This window comes from Ancylobacter sp. TW_SC_1, from assembly GCF_056836805.1.
This window is the reverse complement of record NZ_CM166365.1, coordinates 943,240-958,847: the sequence shown is the minus strand read 5'-3', so window position 1 is coordinate 958,847 and position 15,608 is coordinate 943,240. Positions and strand designations below refer to the sequence as shown.

The window sequence follows — 15,608 nt, the reverse complement described above, 5'->3', positions numbered from 1 at the left end:
CCGGCGGGGAGAGGTCGCCGCGCAGCGGCGGGTGAGGGGCCCGTCGGTCGGCCGGCACCCCCTCACCCCAACCCTCTCCCCGGCGGGGAGAGGGCGCAGGCCCTCCGATCAGGCCGACACCTCGCTCGCCTTGATCACATAGGCGAAGGCGTCGGGGTCGAGGCAGTCGTGGCGCAGGCTCGCCACTTCCGCCTGCGGGTACATGAGGAAGCCGAGCTTCGGCCCGTTCGCGCCCGGCAGGGCGATGTCGTGGCCGTCATTATAGGCCAGCCAGTTGCCCTCCCAGGAGCCGAACAGCGCCTTGCGCGCCGCCAGCACCTTGGCGTCGTCCATGGCGTTCTTGCCCGGCGGCTCCTCCAGCACGACCTTGCGCACGTCGGCCGGGTCGGTGGCGACCCAGCCAAAGCCGTCGAGCCACACCTCGGCGCGGCAGTGCTGCGCCTTGGAGATGGTCGGCGAATTGGCGCCCAGGCTCTTGTAGCCGAAGGCCGAGGGCGCCACGCGGATGCCGTAGAGGTCGCGCGCGGGGATGCCGGCGGCGCGGTTGAGGCCGACGAACAGCGCGTTGAGATCGGCGCATTTGCCGCCGAGATTGCCGCTCGCCAGCAGCGAGGCGACGTCGCCGGTGCCGCAGCCGCGCGTCGCCGCGTTGCGGTAGGTGTTCTCGACCACCCATTCATAGATGGCGCGCGACTTCTCGACGTCGCTGGTCTTGCCGGCGGTGATCTTGTCGGCGGTCGCCTTGACGATGCCGTCGGTGGGGATGAGGTCGGTGGAGGCCAGGAACAGCGCCCGTTCCTCGGACGAGAGCGGCGCCGCGTTGCCGGGCGTGGCGAAATCGGTGGCGCGGTCGCGGGTGGCAAAGCGCGAGGTGATCTCGACGCTCGGCTTCGTCTCCCCCTCGGCCCAGGTCAGATGCAGCATCTGCGCGCCATAGACCGAGTCCTTCTCGACCGTGGCGGTCGCCGCATTGGTCTTCCAGGTGCTCTCGCCCGGCTTGAACCAGTCCGCCGCCGTGTAGGAGGGCAGCGGCACCCAGGCCTGCGCCGGCCCGGCTTTGCCCTCGACGGGCTTCACGTCGAGCACCGTCACCACCTCGAACTGGCGCCACTTGTCCGGCTTCGGTGCGAAGACGGCGGCGGCGGCCGGACTGGCGGCCTGGGCGAAGGCTGCGTGAGGGGCGGCGGCGACGGCGGCAAGCGCCGCGCCGGCTTTGAGGAATTCACGGCGACTGGTCATGGCGATGGCTCCCGGTCGGTTTCATTCAATCGTTGAGGGGCGGCAGGAGGGGCGGCAGACTCGCGCCGGTGGGCGCGGCGGCCGTGTCGGCGGGCGTGTCGGGCATCAGGCTGTCGAGCAGGCGCGCGGCGTCCGGGTCGTCCCAGTCGACCGGGCCGCCGGCATAAAGGCGCAGGGTCCGCGAGGCATCGAGCACGAAGCTCGACGGCAGGCCGACGACCTTCCACGCCTTCAGCGCGGCGCGGTCCTCGTCCAGCAGCACGGGAAACGGCACGGGGGCGGCGTCGAAGAAGCGGCGCACCCGCACGGGAACCTCGCCGACATCGACCGCGAGCAGCGCGAAGGGCCGCTCCTTCAGGCGGCCGGCGAGCCGCGCCAGTCCCGCCATTTCCGCGCGGCAGGGTTCGCACCAGGTCGCGAAGAAGTGAACGAGGACGGGGCGCCCGTGCAGCGCCGCAAGCTCCTGCGGGCCATGGTCGAGCGAAGGCAGCGCCAGCGCCGGCGGCATCCCGCCGATCGGCAGGGGCGAGACGTCAGACGCCCTCGCCGCGCCGCCCAGCGCGATCGACGCAAGGGAGGCGGCAAACAGCCACGGAAAGCGGATCGTCTCGCCCCGACACGCGGGAGCCGTCCATGCGAGCACGGCCATGATGCTGCGACGGGGCCGCCCAATCGTCAATCGGTCGATCGGCGAACCGGGCAACTATTGCGACGCAGCATTTCCGAACCGCACGGCAATATAAGGAATGGCTTGAAATCACACGCTTTTTTGTCCTGCGTCCAGCCCTTACACTGTTTGACATTGGACCAGCTAAAAAATAGCCTTGTGATCGGAAAAGCCTATCGAGCGATGGGCTTCGCGGAGAGATTTTCGGGAGGGCCTCGATGAATATGGAGCTCTCGCGCCGCACGTTCCTCAAAACGTCGGGAGCCGGCATCGCCGGCACGACGTTGGGTGCCTTCGGCTTCAGCGAAGCGGAGGCCGCCGTGGCCGCCGCCGTGAAGCCGTTTCACCTGGTGAACACGACGGAAGCGCGAAACACCTGCACCTACTGCTCGGTCGCCTGCGGCATCATCATCTATTCCAAGGGCGACCTCCGGAAGGGCGAGACGGCCGACATCGTCCATATCGAGGGCGACTCCGACCATCCCACCAACCGCGGCACGCTCTGCCCCAAGGGCGCGGCGCTGCGCGACATCGTCAAGTCGCAGACCCGCCTCACCCAGCCCATGCTGCGCAAGGCCGGCTCCGACAGGTTCGAGGCCGTCTCCTGGGATGTGGCGCTCGACAAGATCGCCCGCGCCATGAAGGACGACCGCGACGCCAATTTCGTCGCCACCAACAAGGACGGCGTGACCGTCAACCGCTGGCTTACCGCCGGCTTCCTCGCCGCCTCGGCCACGACCAACGAGACGGCCTTCGCGACCTACAAGGTGGTGCGCAGCACCGGCATTCTGGCGTTCGACAACCAAGCACGCGTCTGACACGGCCCGACGGTGGCGAGTCTCGCCCCAACATTCGGCCGTGGCGCCATGACCAACGCCTGGACGGACATCAAGAATACCGACCTCGTCGTCATCATGGGCGGCAACGCCGCCGAAGCGCATCCCTGCGGATTCAAATGGGTCACCGAGGCGAAAGCCAACCGTGGCGCCAAGCTCATCGTCGTCGACCCGCGCTACAACCGCTCGGCGTCGGTGGCGGACTATTACGCGCCGATCCGCCAGGGCTCGGACATCGCCTTCCTGATGGGCCTCATCAACTGGTGCATCGGCAACGACAAGGTGCAGTGGGAGTATGTGAAGCCGTTCACCAACGCCACCTTCGTGGTGAAGGAGGGCTTCGGCTACAAGGACGGCCTGTTCACCGGCTATGACGAGGAAAAGCGCGACTACAACAAGGACACCTGGGACTACGAGATCGGCGCGGACGGCTACGCGGTGGTCGACGAGACGCTGCAGAACCCGCGCTGCGTGTGGAACCTGCTGAAGCAGCACGTCGCCATCTACACGCCCGAGATGGTGGAGCGCATCTGCGGCACGCCGAAGGACAAGTTCCTGAAGGTGGCCGAGATGATCGGCGAGTGCTCCACGCCGACCAAGACCATGACGAGCATGTACGCGCTCGGCTGGACCCAGCATTCCAAGGGCTCGCAGAACATCCGCGGCATGGCGATGCTGCAGCTCATCCTCGGCAATATCGGCGTGCGCGGCGGCGGGATGAACGCACTGCGCGGCCATTCCAACATCCAGGGGCTGACCGATCTCGGGCTGATGAGCAACCTCATCCCGGGCTATCTCAACATCCCCACGGAGAAGGAGGCGGACTTCGCCACCTACATGTCGACGCGGGCCTTCAAGCCGCTGCGACCGAACCAGATGAGCTACTGGCAGAACTACAAGAAGTTCTTCGTCAGCTTCATGAAGTCCATGTACGGCTCCGCCGCGACAGTCGAGAACGACTGGGCCTATGGCTACCTGCCCAAGCTCGACGTGCCGGGCTACGACGTCCTGCGCATCTTCGAGATGATGAAGCAGGGCAAGGTGAACCTCTATTTCTGCCAGGGGTTCAACCCGCTGCAGGCCTTCCCCAACAAGGCCAAGCTGGCCGAGGCCCTCGCCAAGCTGAAGCTGCTGGTGATCATGGACCCGCTCCAGACCGAGACGGCGCGGTTCTGGGAGGATCACGGCACCTTCAACAAGGCGGACCCGGCAAAGATCCAGACCGAGGTGATCCAGCTCCCCACCACCTGCTTCGCCGAGGACGAGGGCTCGCTGGTCAATTCCGGCCGCTGGCTGCAATGGCACTGGCCGGGCGGCTCGCCTCCCGGCGAGGCGAAGACCGATACCTGGATCATGGCGCAGATCCATCTGCGGCTGAAGGAGCTCTACAAGAAGGAAGGCGGCGCCTTCCCCGATCCGATCGTCAATCTGAACTGGTCCTACAAGGACCCGAACCATCCGACGGCGGAAGAGCTCGCCAGGGAGATGAACGGCTCGGTGCTGGCCGACGTCTACGACCCGGCCGACCCGACCAAGAAGATACTGGAGGCCGGCAAGCAGCTTTCCGGCTTCGGCCAGATGCGCGACGACGGCACCACCGCGGGCGGCTGCTGGATCTTCTCCGGCTGCTGGACCGAGGCCGGCAACATGATGGCGCGGCGGGACAATTCCGACCCGGGCGACGCCGGCATGTTCCTCAAATGGTCGTTCTCCTGGCCGGCCAACCGGCGCATCCTCTACAACCGCGCCTCCTGCGACCTCGACGGCAAGCCGTGGGATCCCTCGCGCAAGCTGATCGAGTGGGACGGCGCCAAGTGGACCGGCTACGACGTGCCGGACATCGCGCCGACCGCCAAGCCGCGCGACGTCGGGCCGTTCATCATGAACCCGGAGGGCACGTCGCGGCTCTTCGTGCGCAAGATGATGCGCGACGGGCCATTCCCGGCGCATTACGAGCCGTTCGAAAGCCCGGTCGCCAACGTCATCGCGCCGAAGGTGCGCGGCAATCCGGTGGCGCGCGTCTTCGCCGACGACTGGAAGCAGTTCGCCGACATCGGCGATCCCGCCTTCCCCTATGCCGGCACCTCCTACCGCCTCACCGAGCACTTCCACTACTGGACCAAGAACAACCATGTGAACGCGGTCCTGCAGCCGGAGCAGTTCGTCGAGATCTCGGAGGAGCTGGCGAAGGAGAAGGGCATCGCGCTCGGCGGCTGGGTGCGCGTGTGGTCGAAGCGCGGCGAGCTCTACGCCAAGGCGGTCGTCACCAAGCGCATCAAGCCGATGACCATCGACGGCAAGACGGTGCATGTGGTCGGCGTGCCGATCCACTGGGGCTTCGTCGGGGCGGCGCGCAAGGGCTTCCCGGCGAACACGCTGACCCCGTTCGTGGGCGACGCGAACATCGAGACGCCGGAATTCAAGGCGTTCATGGTCAACATCGAGCCCTCGTCCGGGCCGGTGGCGGCATAGGGAGGCGGCGCAATGTTCCCAGCTATCCCCAACCCCTCCGTCGCCCCCGACGCCGCAAAGCCGCGCTTCGGCGAGAAGGACATCCTTCGCCGCAGCGCCTCCGAGGTCACGCCGCCCGCCGAGCGGCTGACCGAGGTCGCCAAGCTCATCGACGTGACCAAGTGCATCGGCTGCAAGGCCTGCCAGGCGGCCTGCCTCGAATGGAACAACCTGACCGAGGAGATCGGCTTCAACCACGGGATCTACACCAATCCCATGGACCTGACGCCGGACACCTTCACGCTGATGCGCTTCACCGAATGGGTGAACCCCGAGACCGAAAATCTCGAATGGCTCATCCGCAAGGATGGCTGCATGCATTGCGAGGATCCGGGCTGCCTGAAGGCCTGCCCGGCGCCCGGCGCCATCGTGCAGTACTCGAACGGCATCGTCGATTTCCAGCACGAGAACTGCATCGGCTGCGGCTACTGCATCAAGGGCTGCCCCTTCGACATCCCGCGCATCTCCAAGGTCGACCACACCGCCTACAAGTGCACGCTGTGCTCGGACCGCGTGGCGGTGGGCCAGGGCCCGGCCTGCCAGAAGGCCTGCCCGACCCAGGCCATCGTCTTCGGCACCAAGGACGAGATGAAGGAGTGGGCGGAGTTCCGCATCACCGACCTCAAGTCGCGCGGCTTCGACAAGGCCGGCCTCTACGACCCGCAGGGCGTCGGCGGCACGCATGTGATGTACGTGCTGCACCACGCCGACACGCCGTCCATCTATGCCGGCCTGCCGGACAATCCGCGCATCTCGCCGATCGTCGATGCGTGGAAGGGCGTGACCAAATATGTCGGCCTCGCGGTGATGGGCTTCGCCGCCGCCGCGGGCTTCCTGCACTACGCCGTCGCCGGCCCGAACAGGGTCGGCGAGGAGGACGAGGAGAACGCCGAGAGGCTGGTCGAGGGCACGGGCGCGCCCCCGCCGGCGCCATCCGCCGACGCGCATGAGGGGAGGACGCCATGACGGCCGCCAACCTCGAGAACCACACTCCCGCCGACGTGGAACCGGGCGACGCCGTTCGCCCGGGCCACCCGGTCCAGGTGTCGCGCTACACGCTTCCCGCGCGCATCAACCACTGGGTCACCGCCACCAGCCTCGTGCTGCTGGCGCTGTCCGGCATGGCGCTGTTCACGCCGAAGCTGTTCTTCCTCACCGGCCTGTTCGGCGGCGGGCAGTGGACGCGGGCGCTGCATCCGTGGATCGGCGTGGTGCTGTTCTTCTCCTTCGCCGGGCTGTTCCTGCGCTTCTGGCGGGCCAACCTGCCCGCGCGCGAGGACGTCGACTGGGTGGCCCATTCGGCCGACCTGCTGGCCGGCCGCGAGGAGAAGATGCCGGAGGTCGGCAAGTACAATGCCGGCCAGAAATTCGTCTTCTGGTCGATGTCGGCCCTCATCATCGTGCTGATCGCCAGCGGCGTCGTGATGTGGGACCAGTATTTCTATCCCTTCACCACCATCGAGCAGAAGCGCATCGCCATCCTCGTGCATTCGATTACCGCGGTGGTGATCATTTGCGTGTGGATCATCCATGTCTACGCCGCCATCTGGGTGAAGGGCACCATCGGCGCCATGACCCGGGGCGAGGTGACGGGCGGCTGGGCCTGGCGCCATCACCGCAAATGGCTGCGCGAACTGGTCGGCAGCAAGCCCGGCAAGCGTCCGGCAAGGCCGCCGGTCACGCCGGCCGAATAGGCGGCGCGGGCGAGCACGCGCGTGCTCGCCCGCCGTCATCCCGGATTGGCCGCAGGCCATATCCGGGATCGCGTGCCGAAGCCGGATCGGCCTGCGACGGCCGGGATGATGAGGGAACGGGCCGTCGCGCCGATCGCGCGCCGCCCTATATGCAACACGTGCCTGGACGCAACACGTGGCCCGTGCGGTTCGTGAGGAAACAATGTCGGCAGAGCTTCAGCCCGATCCGAGCGTGATCGGCTCCGTCTCCACCCCGCCCTTCGCGGTCCTGCCCGACCCGTCGCGCCTGTTCGGCGTGCGGGCGGCGCGGCTGCGCACCTATGCGGCGGTGAGCCCGCTCAAGCCCTATCTCGATTTCGTCGCCGGCCTCATCGAGGCGCAGCAGGCCATCGTGCCGGCGCTGCCGCCGGTCACGCCGCCGGACGCGGAGGCCACAGAGAGGGCGCGCACCTTCGAGATGCCGCCGCTCGACCGGGCCGGCCTCACGCTCGACGACACGCTGGAGACCACGCTCGACGCGCTGTTCGACGCGGCGGCGCGCGTGGCGATGCCGGACGAGGCGGCGCAGGCGCTGACCCGCGTACGCCTGGCCGACGGCGCCGAGCGTGCGCAGATGGTGCGCGACGTGCTTGCCCACGACATGCCGGTCGAGACGCTGGCCGAGCATGTCTATGTCGCGGGCGCGCTGCAGGTGCATTTCGCCCGCCTAGCCGCCACGCTCGACGCCAAGCGCCTCGTGCCGGTGGGCGACGGCGTGTGCCCGGCCTGCGGCGGCCCGCCGGTCGCCTCGCTCATCGTCGAATGGCCGAACGCGCATGGCAGCCGCTTCTGCGCCTGCTCGCTGTGCTCCACCCTGTGGAACTATGTGCGCATACGCTGCTGCGCCTGCGGCACCACCAAGGGCATCGGCTATCAGGAAATCGAGGGCAGCCCCGGCACCGTCAAGGCCGAGACCTGCGACGAGTGCCGCACCTATGTGAAGGTGATGTACCAGAGCAAGGACACCACCATCGAGCCGGTGGCGGACGACATCGGCACGCTGGCGCTCGACCTGATGATGCGCGAGGGCCCCTACCGGCGGGCCGCCTTCAACCCCTTCCTTCTCGGCTACTGACGGGGGCGAGGATGGACGCGCAGCCCCGCCCGGCCGGGCCTCACCCCTCCCCCGCCCCGCTGTCGCCGCGCGACCTGCCCGCGGTCGATCTCGTGCTGAAGACCCCGGCCGGCCAGCAGGCGGTCGAAGCGTTCGGCCGCGCCCCGGCCACCACCGCCATCCGCGCCGCGCTCGACGAGGTGCGCGCCTGCCTGCTGGCCGGCAAGCTCGCCGCGCTGCCCTCGCCCGACCATGTGGCGCTCGCCGCCGCCGAGGCGCTGGAGCGGGCGGCGCGCTCCAGCCTGCGACCGGTGTTCAACCTCACCGGCACGGTGCTGCACACCAATCTCGGCCGCGCCGTGCTGGCGGAAGAGGCGGTCGAGGCCGCGACGCAGGCCATGCGCGCGGCGGTGGCGCTGGAATACGACCTTGCCACCGGCAAGCGTGGCGAGCGCGACGACCATGTCCGCGCGCTGCTGATCGAGCTGACCGGGGCCGAGGACGCCACCGTCGTCAACAACAACGCCGCCGCCGTGCTGCTGGTGCTGAACACGCTCGGGCTGGGCCGCGAGGCCGTCGTCTCGCGCGGCGAGCTGATCGAGATCGGCGGCGCCTTCCGCATGCCCGACATCATGGCCCGCGCCGGGGTAAGGCTGGTCGAGATCGGCACCACCAACCGCACCCACCCGAAGGATTATGCCGGCGCGCTCTCCGAGGCGACCGGGCTGGTGCTGAAGGTGCACACCTCGAATTACCGCATCGAGGGCTTCACCAAAGAGGTGCCGGCGCGCGAGCTGGCGGCCATCGCCCAGGCCCGCGGCGTGCCCCTCGTCAACGATCTCGGCTCGGGCACGCTGGTCGATCTCGCCCGCCTCGGCGTCGCCCAATCAGGCTTGGCCCAATCAGGCTTGGCCCATGAGCCGACCGTGCGCGAGGCGGTGGCGGAGGGGGCGGACATCGTCACCTTCTCCGGCGACAAGCTGCTCGGCGGGCCGCAGACCGGCTTCATCGTCGGCCGCGCCGCGCTGATCGAGAAGATCAACCGCAATCCGATGAAGCGGGCGCTGCGCGTCGACAAGATCCGCCTCGCCGCGCTGGAGGCCACGCTGAAGCTCTACCGCGATCCCGAGCGGCTGGCCGCCCGGCTGCCGACGCTGCGCCTGCTGGCGCGCACGCGCCCCGAGATCGCCGCCCGCGCGCACGCCCTCGCCGAGCCGCTCGCCACCGCTTTGGGCGACGGCTTCGACATCGAGATCGTCGACTGCGCCAGCCAGATCGGCTCGGGCGCGCTGCCGCTGGAAACCCTGGCCAGCGCCGCCTTCGCCATCCGCCCGGCCGGCGAGGCCTCCGGCGGACGGCTCAACGCGCTGGCCGCCGCGCTGCGGGCGCTTCCCGTCCCCATCATCGGCCGCATCACCGAGGGCGCGCTGATCCTCGATCTGCGCTGTCTGGAGGACGAGGCCGGCTTCCTCGACAGCCTCGGCCATCTGCGGGTGCCGGGATGATCATCGGCACCACCGGCCATATCGACCATGGCAAGACCGCGCTGGTCGGCGCGCTCACCGGCGTCGATACCGACCGGCTGAAGGAGGAGAAGGCGCGCGGCATCTCCATCGACCTCGGCTTCGCCTACCTTTCGACCGAGGCCGGCACGCTCGGCTTCATCGACGTGCCGGGGCACGAGAAGTTCATCCACACCATGCTGGCCGGGGCCAGCGGCATCGACTTCGCGCTGCTGATCGTCGCCGCCGATGACGGGGTGATGCCGCAGACCCGCGAGCATCTGGCGCTGCTCGACCTGCTCGGCATCTCGCGCGGCCTCGTCGCGCTGACCAAGGCCGACCTCGCCGACGACGCCCGCCGGGCCGAGGTGAGCGCCGAGATCGGCGCCCTGGTGGAGGGCACCTCGCTGCAGGGCGCCGAGGTTCTGGCGGTGTCCTCGCTCACCACCGAGGGCATCGACACGCTGCGCGCCCGCCTCGTCGAGGCGGCCCGGAATTTTGCCGAGCGCAGCGCGCAGGGCCGCCTGCGCCTCGCCGTCGATCGCTGCTTCACGCTGGCCGGCGCCGGCACGGTGGTCACCGGCACGGTGCTTTCCGGCGCGGTGAAGCCGGGCGATCAGGTGGTGGTGAGCCCTTCCGGCCTGCCGGCGCGCGTGCGCTCCCTGCATGCGCAGAACCGCAAGGCCGAGCAGGGCCGCGCCGGCGACCGCTGCGCGCTCAACCTCGCGGGCGAGGCCATCTCGGCCGAGGCCGTCCGACGCGGCGACATGGTGCTCGACCCGGCGCTGCACGCCCCGACCGAGCGCATCGACGCCACCCTCACCGTGCTGGCGAGCGAGCCCAAGCCGCTCGGCCAGTGGTTCCCGGTGCGCTTCCATCACGGCGCGGCGGACATCGGCGCCCGCCTCGTGCCGCTCTCCGCCGACACCCTCGCGCCGGGCGAGACCGGGCTGGTGCAGATCGTGCTGGAACAGCCCATCGCGGCCGCGGCGGGGGACCGCTATGTCATTCGCGACACCTCGGCCCGGCGCAGCATCGGCGGCGGCCGGCTGATCGACCTGCGCGCCCCCGCCCGCAAGCGCCGCACGCCCGAGCGCCTCGCCCAGCTCGAAGCCCTCCGTGAGGCCGATCCCGACGCGGCCGTGGCCGGCCTCCTTGCCGTCGCGCCCTGGCATCTCGACCTCGACGCCTTCGCCCGCGACCGGGCGCTGGCGGCCGACGCCGCGCCGGCGATCGCCGGACGGCTCGGCCTCGTCGGCTTCGCCGCCGGCGGCGGGCTCACCGTGCTCTCCGCCGCGCGCTGGGCGCACTATGGCGAGGCGCTGCTCGCCGCGCTCGAGGGCTTCCACGACGCCAATCCCGATCTGCCGGGCATGGGCACCGAAAAGCTGCGGCTGGCGCTGGTGCCGCGCCTGCCCAGGCCGGTCTTCCTGGAGGCGCTGCGCCGCCTTTCCGATGCGTCGAGGCTGGTGCTCGACGGCGCCTGGGTCCGGCTCGCCGGGCACGAGGTGCGCCTCACCCGCCAGGACGAGCTGCTGTGGGAGCTGGTCGAGCCGAAGCTCGGCGGCACCGAGCGCTTCCGCCCGCCGCGCGTGCGCGACCTCGCGGCCATGACCGGCGAGGCGGAATCCGATATTCGCCGGCTCCTGAAGCTGCTCGCCCGCATGGGCAAGGTCGACGAGGTGGCGCACGACCATTTCTACCTGCGCCCGACCGTGACCGCGATGGTCGCCATGGTGCGCGAGCTCTCCGACGGCGCGACCGGACGGCAATTCGCCGCCGGCACCTTCCGCGACCGCATCGAGCAGGGCGAGCACGCGGTCGGCCGCAAGGTGGCGATCCAGATCCTCGAATTCTTCGACCGCCACGGCGTCACGCTGCGCCGCGGCGACCTGCGCCGCCTCAACCGCCACCGGCTGGACCTGTTCGGCGCGATCGACGACACTGCCACGCCAGCAGCGGATGCGGACACGACTTCTGGAAGAGCGTTACCTCCGGTGAGGTATCCGGACTTCAAATCCGGAAGGGGCCGCGAGCCGGTCCCTGGTGGGTTCGACTCCCACTCTCTTCCGCCATCCTGCGACCGCCCGCGCTGAGCCCTTTCCGATCGGGTGGAATCACCTGATCGGATCACGCGCCGGCGCGACGGGGCGCATATCCGTGCCCGCCGCCGCGAAATCCGCGCCGGCGCGACGGGCCGCCGCGCGGCGCCACCCGTAGCACCGGCTCATACCAAGGCTTCGGCGCCACCTCCCCAAGGGTCGTTTTTGCCAAAGCGCCCGCCGCACCGGCAGGGCCGCATGCATGCGCGGAAGATTTTCCGCCGCTCCCGCCGCAACCTCGCCCCAGTCGGCAAGGCGGCCGCACGGTCCCCCGGCCGCCGCATCGATCGAGCCTCGTCCCTCCGGGTCACGGCGCGGTGCCTGCCGGCACGCTGCAATCGAGGAGAGCGAAACATGGAAGACCTGTCCCGGCGCACCCTGCTTGCACTGAGCGCCCTCGGCGGCGCCGCCGTCGCTTCCGGCGCGGCGCAGGCCGCGACCTTCGGCAATCCGGATCAGCCCCCGGAAGGCGCGATCAATTCCACCCCCGGCGCGCTGTCCAGCCCCGGCCCGCAGAGCCCGGCGCTGGAAGCGCAGATCCCGGCCTTCCAGAGCCCGCCCGCCACCGGTGTCGGCAACATGCCGATGCTGTGGTCGTCCTTCAACATCATGCCCAAGCGCATCCAGAATGGCGGCTGGGCGCGGCAGATCACCGCCACCGAATTCCCCGCCGCCAAGGAAGTCTCCGGCGTCAACATGCGCCTCGGGCCGGGCGGCATCCGCGAGATGCACTGGCACCTCGCCGGCGAATGGGCGCTGATGACCAATGGCCGCTGCCGCGTCACCGTGCTGGACAAGGACGGCCACCCCTATGTGCGCGACGTCGGGCCGGGCGATCTGTGGTTCTTCCCGGCCGGCTACCCGCACTCGCTGCAGGGCCTCGGCCCGGACGGCGCCGAATTCCTGCTGGTCTTCGACGACGCCTACCAGTCCGAATACAACACGCTGCTGCTGACCGACTGGATCGCCCACACCCCGCCGGCGATCCTGGCGCAGAATTTCGGCGTGCCGGCCGACACCTTCAAGAACATCCCGCTGCAGGACCTCTGGATCTTCCAGGGCAAGGAACCGCCGCCGCTCGCCGTCGATCAGGCCGCCGTGGCCGGCGCCGGCTCGCCGGCCGAGCCGTTCACCTTCTCGCTCACCGCCACCACGCCGGTGAAGCAGAATGCCGGCGGCCACGTCCAGCTCGCCGACAGCCGCACCTTCAAGGCCTCCAACACCATCGCCGCCGCCATCGAGACCATCAAGCCCGGCGCGCTGCGGCGCATGCACTGGCACCCGAATGCCGACGAGTGGCAGTACTGGATCAAGGGCAAGGGTCGCATGACGGTGTTCAACACCGGTCCGCGCGCCCAGACCATCGACTTCCAGGCCGGCGATCTCGGCGTCGTGCCCAAGAGCCAGGGCCATTACATCGAGAACACCGGCGAGGAGGACCTGCAGGTCCTCGTCGTGTTCCGCGCGCCCGAATATCAGGAAGTCGACCTCTCCGACTGGCTGACCCACGCGCCGCCGGAACTCGTCGCCCAGCACCTCAACATCGACCCCGCCGCGATCGCCCGCTTCCCGCGCGGCCAGGTCGGCATCCAGCCGGGCTGAGCCCGCCCGCGTCGCTTCGCATCCATCCCCGCCGACCGCTCGCGACCCGGGAGAGACCCATGGGCATCGTCAAGACCATCCGTCCCTATCACGAGCCGGCCGGCGGCTGGGGTGCCCTGAAGGCGATGGGCACCGCCCTCGCCGAGCAGGACATCGCCGTCTCCGGCATGGCCCTGCTCGCGCATATGAACCAGCCGGGCGGCTTCGACTGCCCCGGCTGCGGCTGGGCCGACCCGAAGAATCCCTCGCCGTTCGAATATTGCGAGAATGGCGGCAAGGCGGTGGCGTGGGAGGCGACGGCAAAGCGCTGCACGCCGGAATTCTTCGCCGCCCATACCGTGTCGGAGCTGGAGGCCTTCACCGATTTCGAGCTGGAGATGCAGGGCCGGCTCACCCATCCGATGCGCTACGATTCCTACACCGACAGCTATGTGCCGGTAAGCTGGGAGGAAGCCTTCGCCCTCGTCGGCCAGCACCTCAACGCCCTGCCCGACCCGAACATGGCGGATTTCTACACCTCCGGCCGCGCCTCCAACGAGGCCGCCTTCCTCTACCAGCTCTTCGCCCGCGAATACGGCACCAACAATTTCCCCGACTGCTCCAACATGTGCCACGAGGCCACCAGCGTCGGCCTGCCGCAGTCGCTCGGCGTCGGCAAGGGCACGGTGCTGCTGGAGGATTTCGAACGCGCCGACTGCATCTTCATCTTCGGCCAGAACCCCGGCACCAATTCGCCGCGCATGATGACGGATTTGCGCGACGCCGCGCGGCGCGGCGCCACCATCATGTCGTTCAACCCATTCCGCGAACGGGCGCTGGAGCGTTTCCAGGCGCCGCAGAACCCGGTGGAGATGGCGACGCTGACCTCGACGCCGATCTCCTCGCGCCTGTTCCAGGTCAAGGTCGGCGGCGATGTAGCGCTGATCAAGGGCCTCATGAAGTGGCTGGTCGAGGCCGACCGCGCGGCGAAGGCGGCGGACGGCGCGCCGGTGCTGGACTGGGACTTCATCCACGGCCACACCCTCGGCATCGAGGCGCTGATCGCCGATCTCGACGCCACCGCCTGGGAGGACATCGAGGCCAGGTCCGGCATCGCCCGCGGCGACATCGCGGTGGCGGCGCGGGCCTATGCGACGGCCGAGCGTGCCATCCTGGTCTTCGGCATGGGCATCACCCAGCATCGGCACGGGACGCAGAACGTGCAGCAGCTCGCCAATCTCGCGCTGCTGCGCGGCAATGTCGGGCGCGAGGGCACCGGCATCTGCCCGGTGCGCGGCCATTCCAACGTGCAGGGCGACCGCACGGTGGGCATCACCGAAGTGCCCGGCGACGCGCTGCTCGACGCCCTCGAGGCCCGTTTCGGCTTCACCCCGCCGCGCGCCTTCGGACACAACGTGGTCACCGCGCTGGAGGCCATGGTGAAGGGCGAGACCCGCGTCTTCATCGGGCTGGGCGGTAATTTCGCCGCCGCCATTCCCGACTGGCAGCAGACCCGGGCGGCGATGCGCAAGCTCGACCTCACCGTCCACATCGCCACCAAGCTCAACCGCAGCCATCTCGTGCATGGCCGCGCCGCGCTCATCCTGCCCTGCCTCGGCCGCACCGAGATCGACCTGCAGGCCGGCGGCCCGCAATCGGTCACGGTGGAGGATTCGATGTCGATGGTACATGCCTCGACCGGCATCCGCGCGCCCGCCTCCGAGCATCTCAAGAGCGAGCCCGCCATCATCGCCGGCATGGCCCGCGCCACGCTCGGCGCGCGCTCCAGGGTCGACTGGGAGGCGCGGATCGGCGACTACCGCCTGATCCGCGACGACATCGAGGCGGTGTTCCCGATCTTCCAGGGCTACAATGCCCGCATCGCGCAGCCCGGCGGCTTCCACCTCACCTCGCTCGCCCGCGAGCGGATCTGGGCGACGCCGTCCGGCAAGGCCAACCTGCTGGTGTGCGACGGGCTCTGCGAGGATCCCGGGGTCGACGATCCCGAGGCGCTGTGGCTGACCACGGCGCGCAGCCACGACCAGTACAACACCACGCTCTACTCGCTGTCCGACCGCTATCGCGGCGTTTACGGCCAGCGCGACGTGATCTTCCTCAACGCGCGGGAGATGGAGCGGCGCGGCCTGAAGGCCGACGACCGGGTCGACATCGAGACGCTGTCGCAGGACGGCATCACGCGCGCCGTGCGCGGCTTCAAGGTGGTGCCCTACAGCTTCCCGGACGGGAGCTGCGCCGCCTACTACCCCGAGACCAACCCGCTGGTGCCGCTCTACGCGCATGACCCGCAGAGCTTCACCCCCTCCTCCAAGGCCGTGCCGGTGCGCCTCGTGAAGGCCGCCGCCGCGCAGGGAGCGCGCTGACC

General features: G+C 69.5%; 9 protein-coding genes, 1 tRNA gene and 1 pseudogene. 9 read left to right on the top strand and 2 right to left on the bottom strand.

Features of this window, described 5'->3' with window-relative positions; translation table 11 throughout:
• Window positions 1–108: 108 nt before the first annotated feature.
• A complete protein-coding gene (locus AC1PZ7_RS04465) occupies window positions 109–1,239 on the bottom strand; it encodes a transglutaminase-like domain-containing protein (protein ID WP_482358307.1) in 1,131 nt (376 codons plus the stop codon).
• Window positions 1,240–1,264: 25 nt separating this feature from the next.
• Window positions 1,265–1,888, bottom strand: coding sequence for a TlpA family protein disulfide reductase (locus tag AC1PZ7_RS04460; RefSeq protein ID WP_482358306.1), 624 nt, complete (start codon window positions 1,886–1,888; stop codon window positions 1,265–1,267).
• A gap of 236 nt (window positions 1,889–2,124) precedes the next feature.
• On the opposite strand from AC1PZ7_RS04460, the gene fdnG reads away from it, so the two are divergent.
• The 9 genes and pseudogenes from fdnG (at window position 2,125) to AC1PZ7_RS04415 (ending at window position 15,606) form a co-directional block, all read left to right on the top strand.
• Window positions 2,125–5,214, top strand: a complete 3,090-nt coding sequence (gene fdnG / locus AC1PZ7_RS04455; protein ID WP_482358305.1) for a formate dehydrogenase-N subunit alpha — start codon at window positions 2,125–2,127, stop codon at window positions 5,212–5,214.
• A 12-nt stretch (window positions 5,215–5,226) separates the two neighbouring features.
• The gene (fdxH, locus tag AC1PZ7_RS04450) at window positions 5,227–6,219 is read left to right on the top strand and encodes a formate dehydrogenase subunit beta (RefSeq protein WP_482358304.1); all 993 of its coding nucleotides are present in this window, start codon (window positions 5,227–5,229) and stop codon (window positions 6,217–6,219) included.
• Entirely contained in the window at window positions 6,216–6,947 is a 732-nt protein-coding gene (locus tag AC1PZ7_RS04445) for a formate dehydrogenase subunit gamma (RefSeq protein ID WP_482358303.1), read from the top strand. Before fdxH ends, AC1PZ7_RS04445 begins: the two co-directional genes overlap by 4 nt.
• A gap of 202 nt (window positions 6,948–7,149) precedes the next feature.
• A complete protein-coding gene (gene fdhE / locus AC1PZ7_RS04440) occupies window positions 7,150–8,061 on the top strand; it encodes a formate dehydrogenase accessory protein FdhE (protein ID WP_482358302.1) in 912 nt (303 codons plus the stop codon).
• Window positions 8,062–8,072: 11 nt separating this feature from the next.
• The gene (selA, locus tag AC1PZ7_RS04435) at window positions 8,073–9,545 is read left to right on the top strand and encodes an L-seryl-tRNA(Sec) selenium transferase (protein WP_482358301.1); all 1,473 of its coding nucleotides are present in this window, start codon (window positions 8,073–8,075) and stop codon (window positions 9,543–9,545) included.
• Window positions 9,542–11,389 (top strand): annotated as a pseudogene (gene selB, locus AC1PZ7_RS04430) (selenocysteine-specific translation elongation factor); the annotation flags it as partial. The gene selA and the pseudogene selB, both read left to right, overlap by 4 nt.
• Window positions 11,390–11,521: 132 nt before the next feature.
• Window positions 11,522–11,617 (top strand) — tRNA-Sec (locus tag AC1PZ7_RS04425).
• 381 nt (window positions 11,618–11,998) lie between these two features.
• Window positions 11,999–13,246, top strand: coding sequence for a cupin domain-containing protein (locus AC1PZ7_RS04420; protein ID WP_482358300.1), 1,248 nt, complete (start codon window positions 11,999–12,001; stop codon window positions 13,244–13,246).
• 59 nt (window positions 13,247–13,305) lie between these two features.
• A complete protein-coding gene (locus AC1PZ7_RS04415) occupies window positions 13,306–15,606 on the top strand; it encodes an FdhF/YdeP family oxidoreductase (RefSeq protein WP_482358299.1) in 2,301 nt (766 codons plus the stop codon).
• The last annotated feature ends 2 nt before the right edge of the window (window positions 15,607–15,608 follow it).

What these genes read in the sequence shown, in the direction of transcription:
- fdxH (WP_482358304.1), top strand. Translation starts at nt 5,227, where the DNA reads ATGTTCCCAGCTATCCCCAACCCCTCCGTCGCCCCCGACGCCGCAAAG.
- AC1PZ7_RS04415 (WP_482358299.1), top strand. Translation starts at nt 13,306, where the DNA reads ATGGGCATCGTCAAGACCATCCGTCCCTATCACGAGCCGGCCGGCGGC.
- selA (WP_482358301.1), top strand. Translation starts at nt 8,073, where the DNA reads ATGGACGCGCAGCCCCGCCCGGCCGGGCCTCACCCCTCCCCCGCCCCG.
- AC1PZ7_RS04465 (WP_482358307.1), bottom strand. Translation starts at nt 1,239, where the DNA reads ATGACCAGTCGCCGTGAATTCCTCAAAGCCGGCGCGGCGCTTGCCGCC.
- fdhE (WP_482358302.1), top strand. Translation starts at nt 7,150, where the DNA reads ATGTCGGCAGAGCTTCAGCCCGATCCGAGCGTGATCGGCTCCGTCTCC.
- AC1PZ7_RS04460 (WP_482358306.1), bottom strand. Translation starts at nt 1,888, where the DNA reads ATGGCCGTGCTCGCATGGACGGCTCCCGCGTGTCGGGGCGAGACGATC.
- AC1PZ7_RS04445 (WP_482358303.1), top strand. Translation starts at nt 6,216, where the DNA reads ATGACGGCCGCCAACCTCGAGAACCACACTCCCGCCGACGTGGAACCG.
- AC1PZ7_RS04420 (WP_482358300.1), top strand. Translation starts at nt 11,999, where the DNA reads ATGGAAGACCTGTCCCGGCGCACCCTGCTTGCACTGAGCGCCCTCGGC.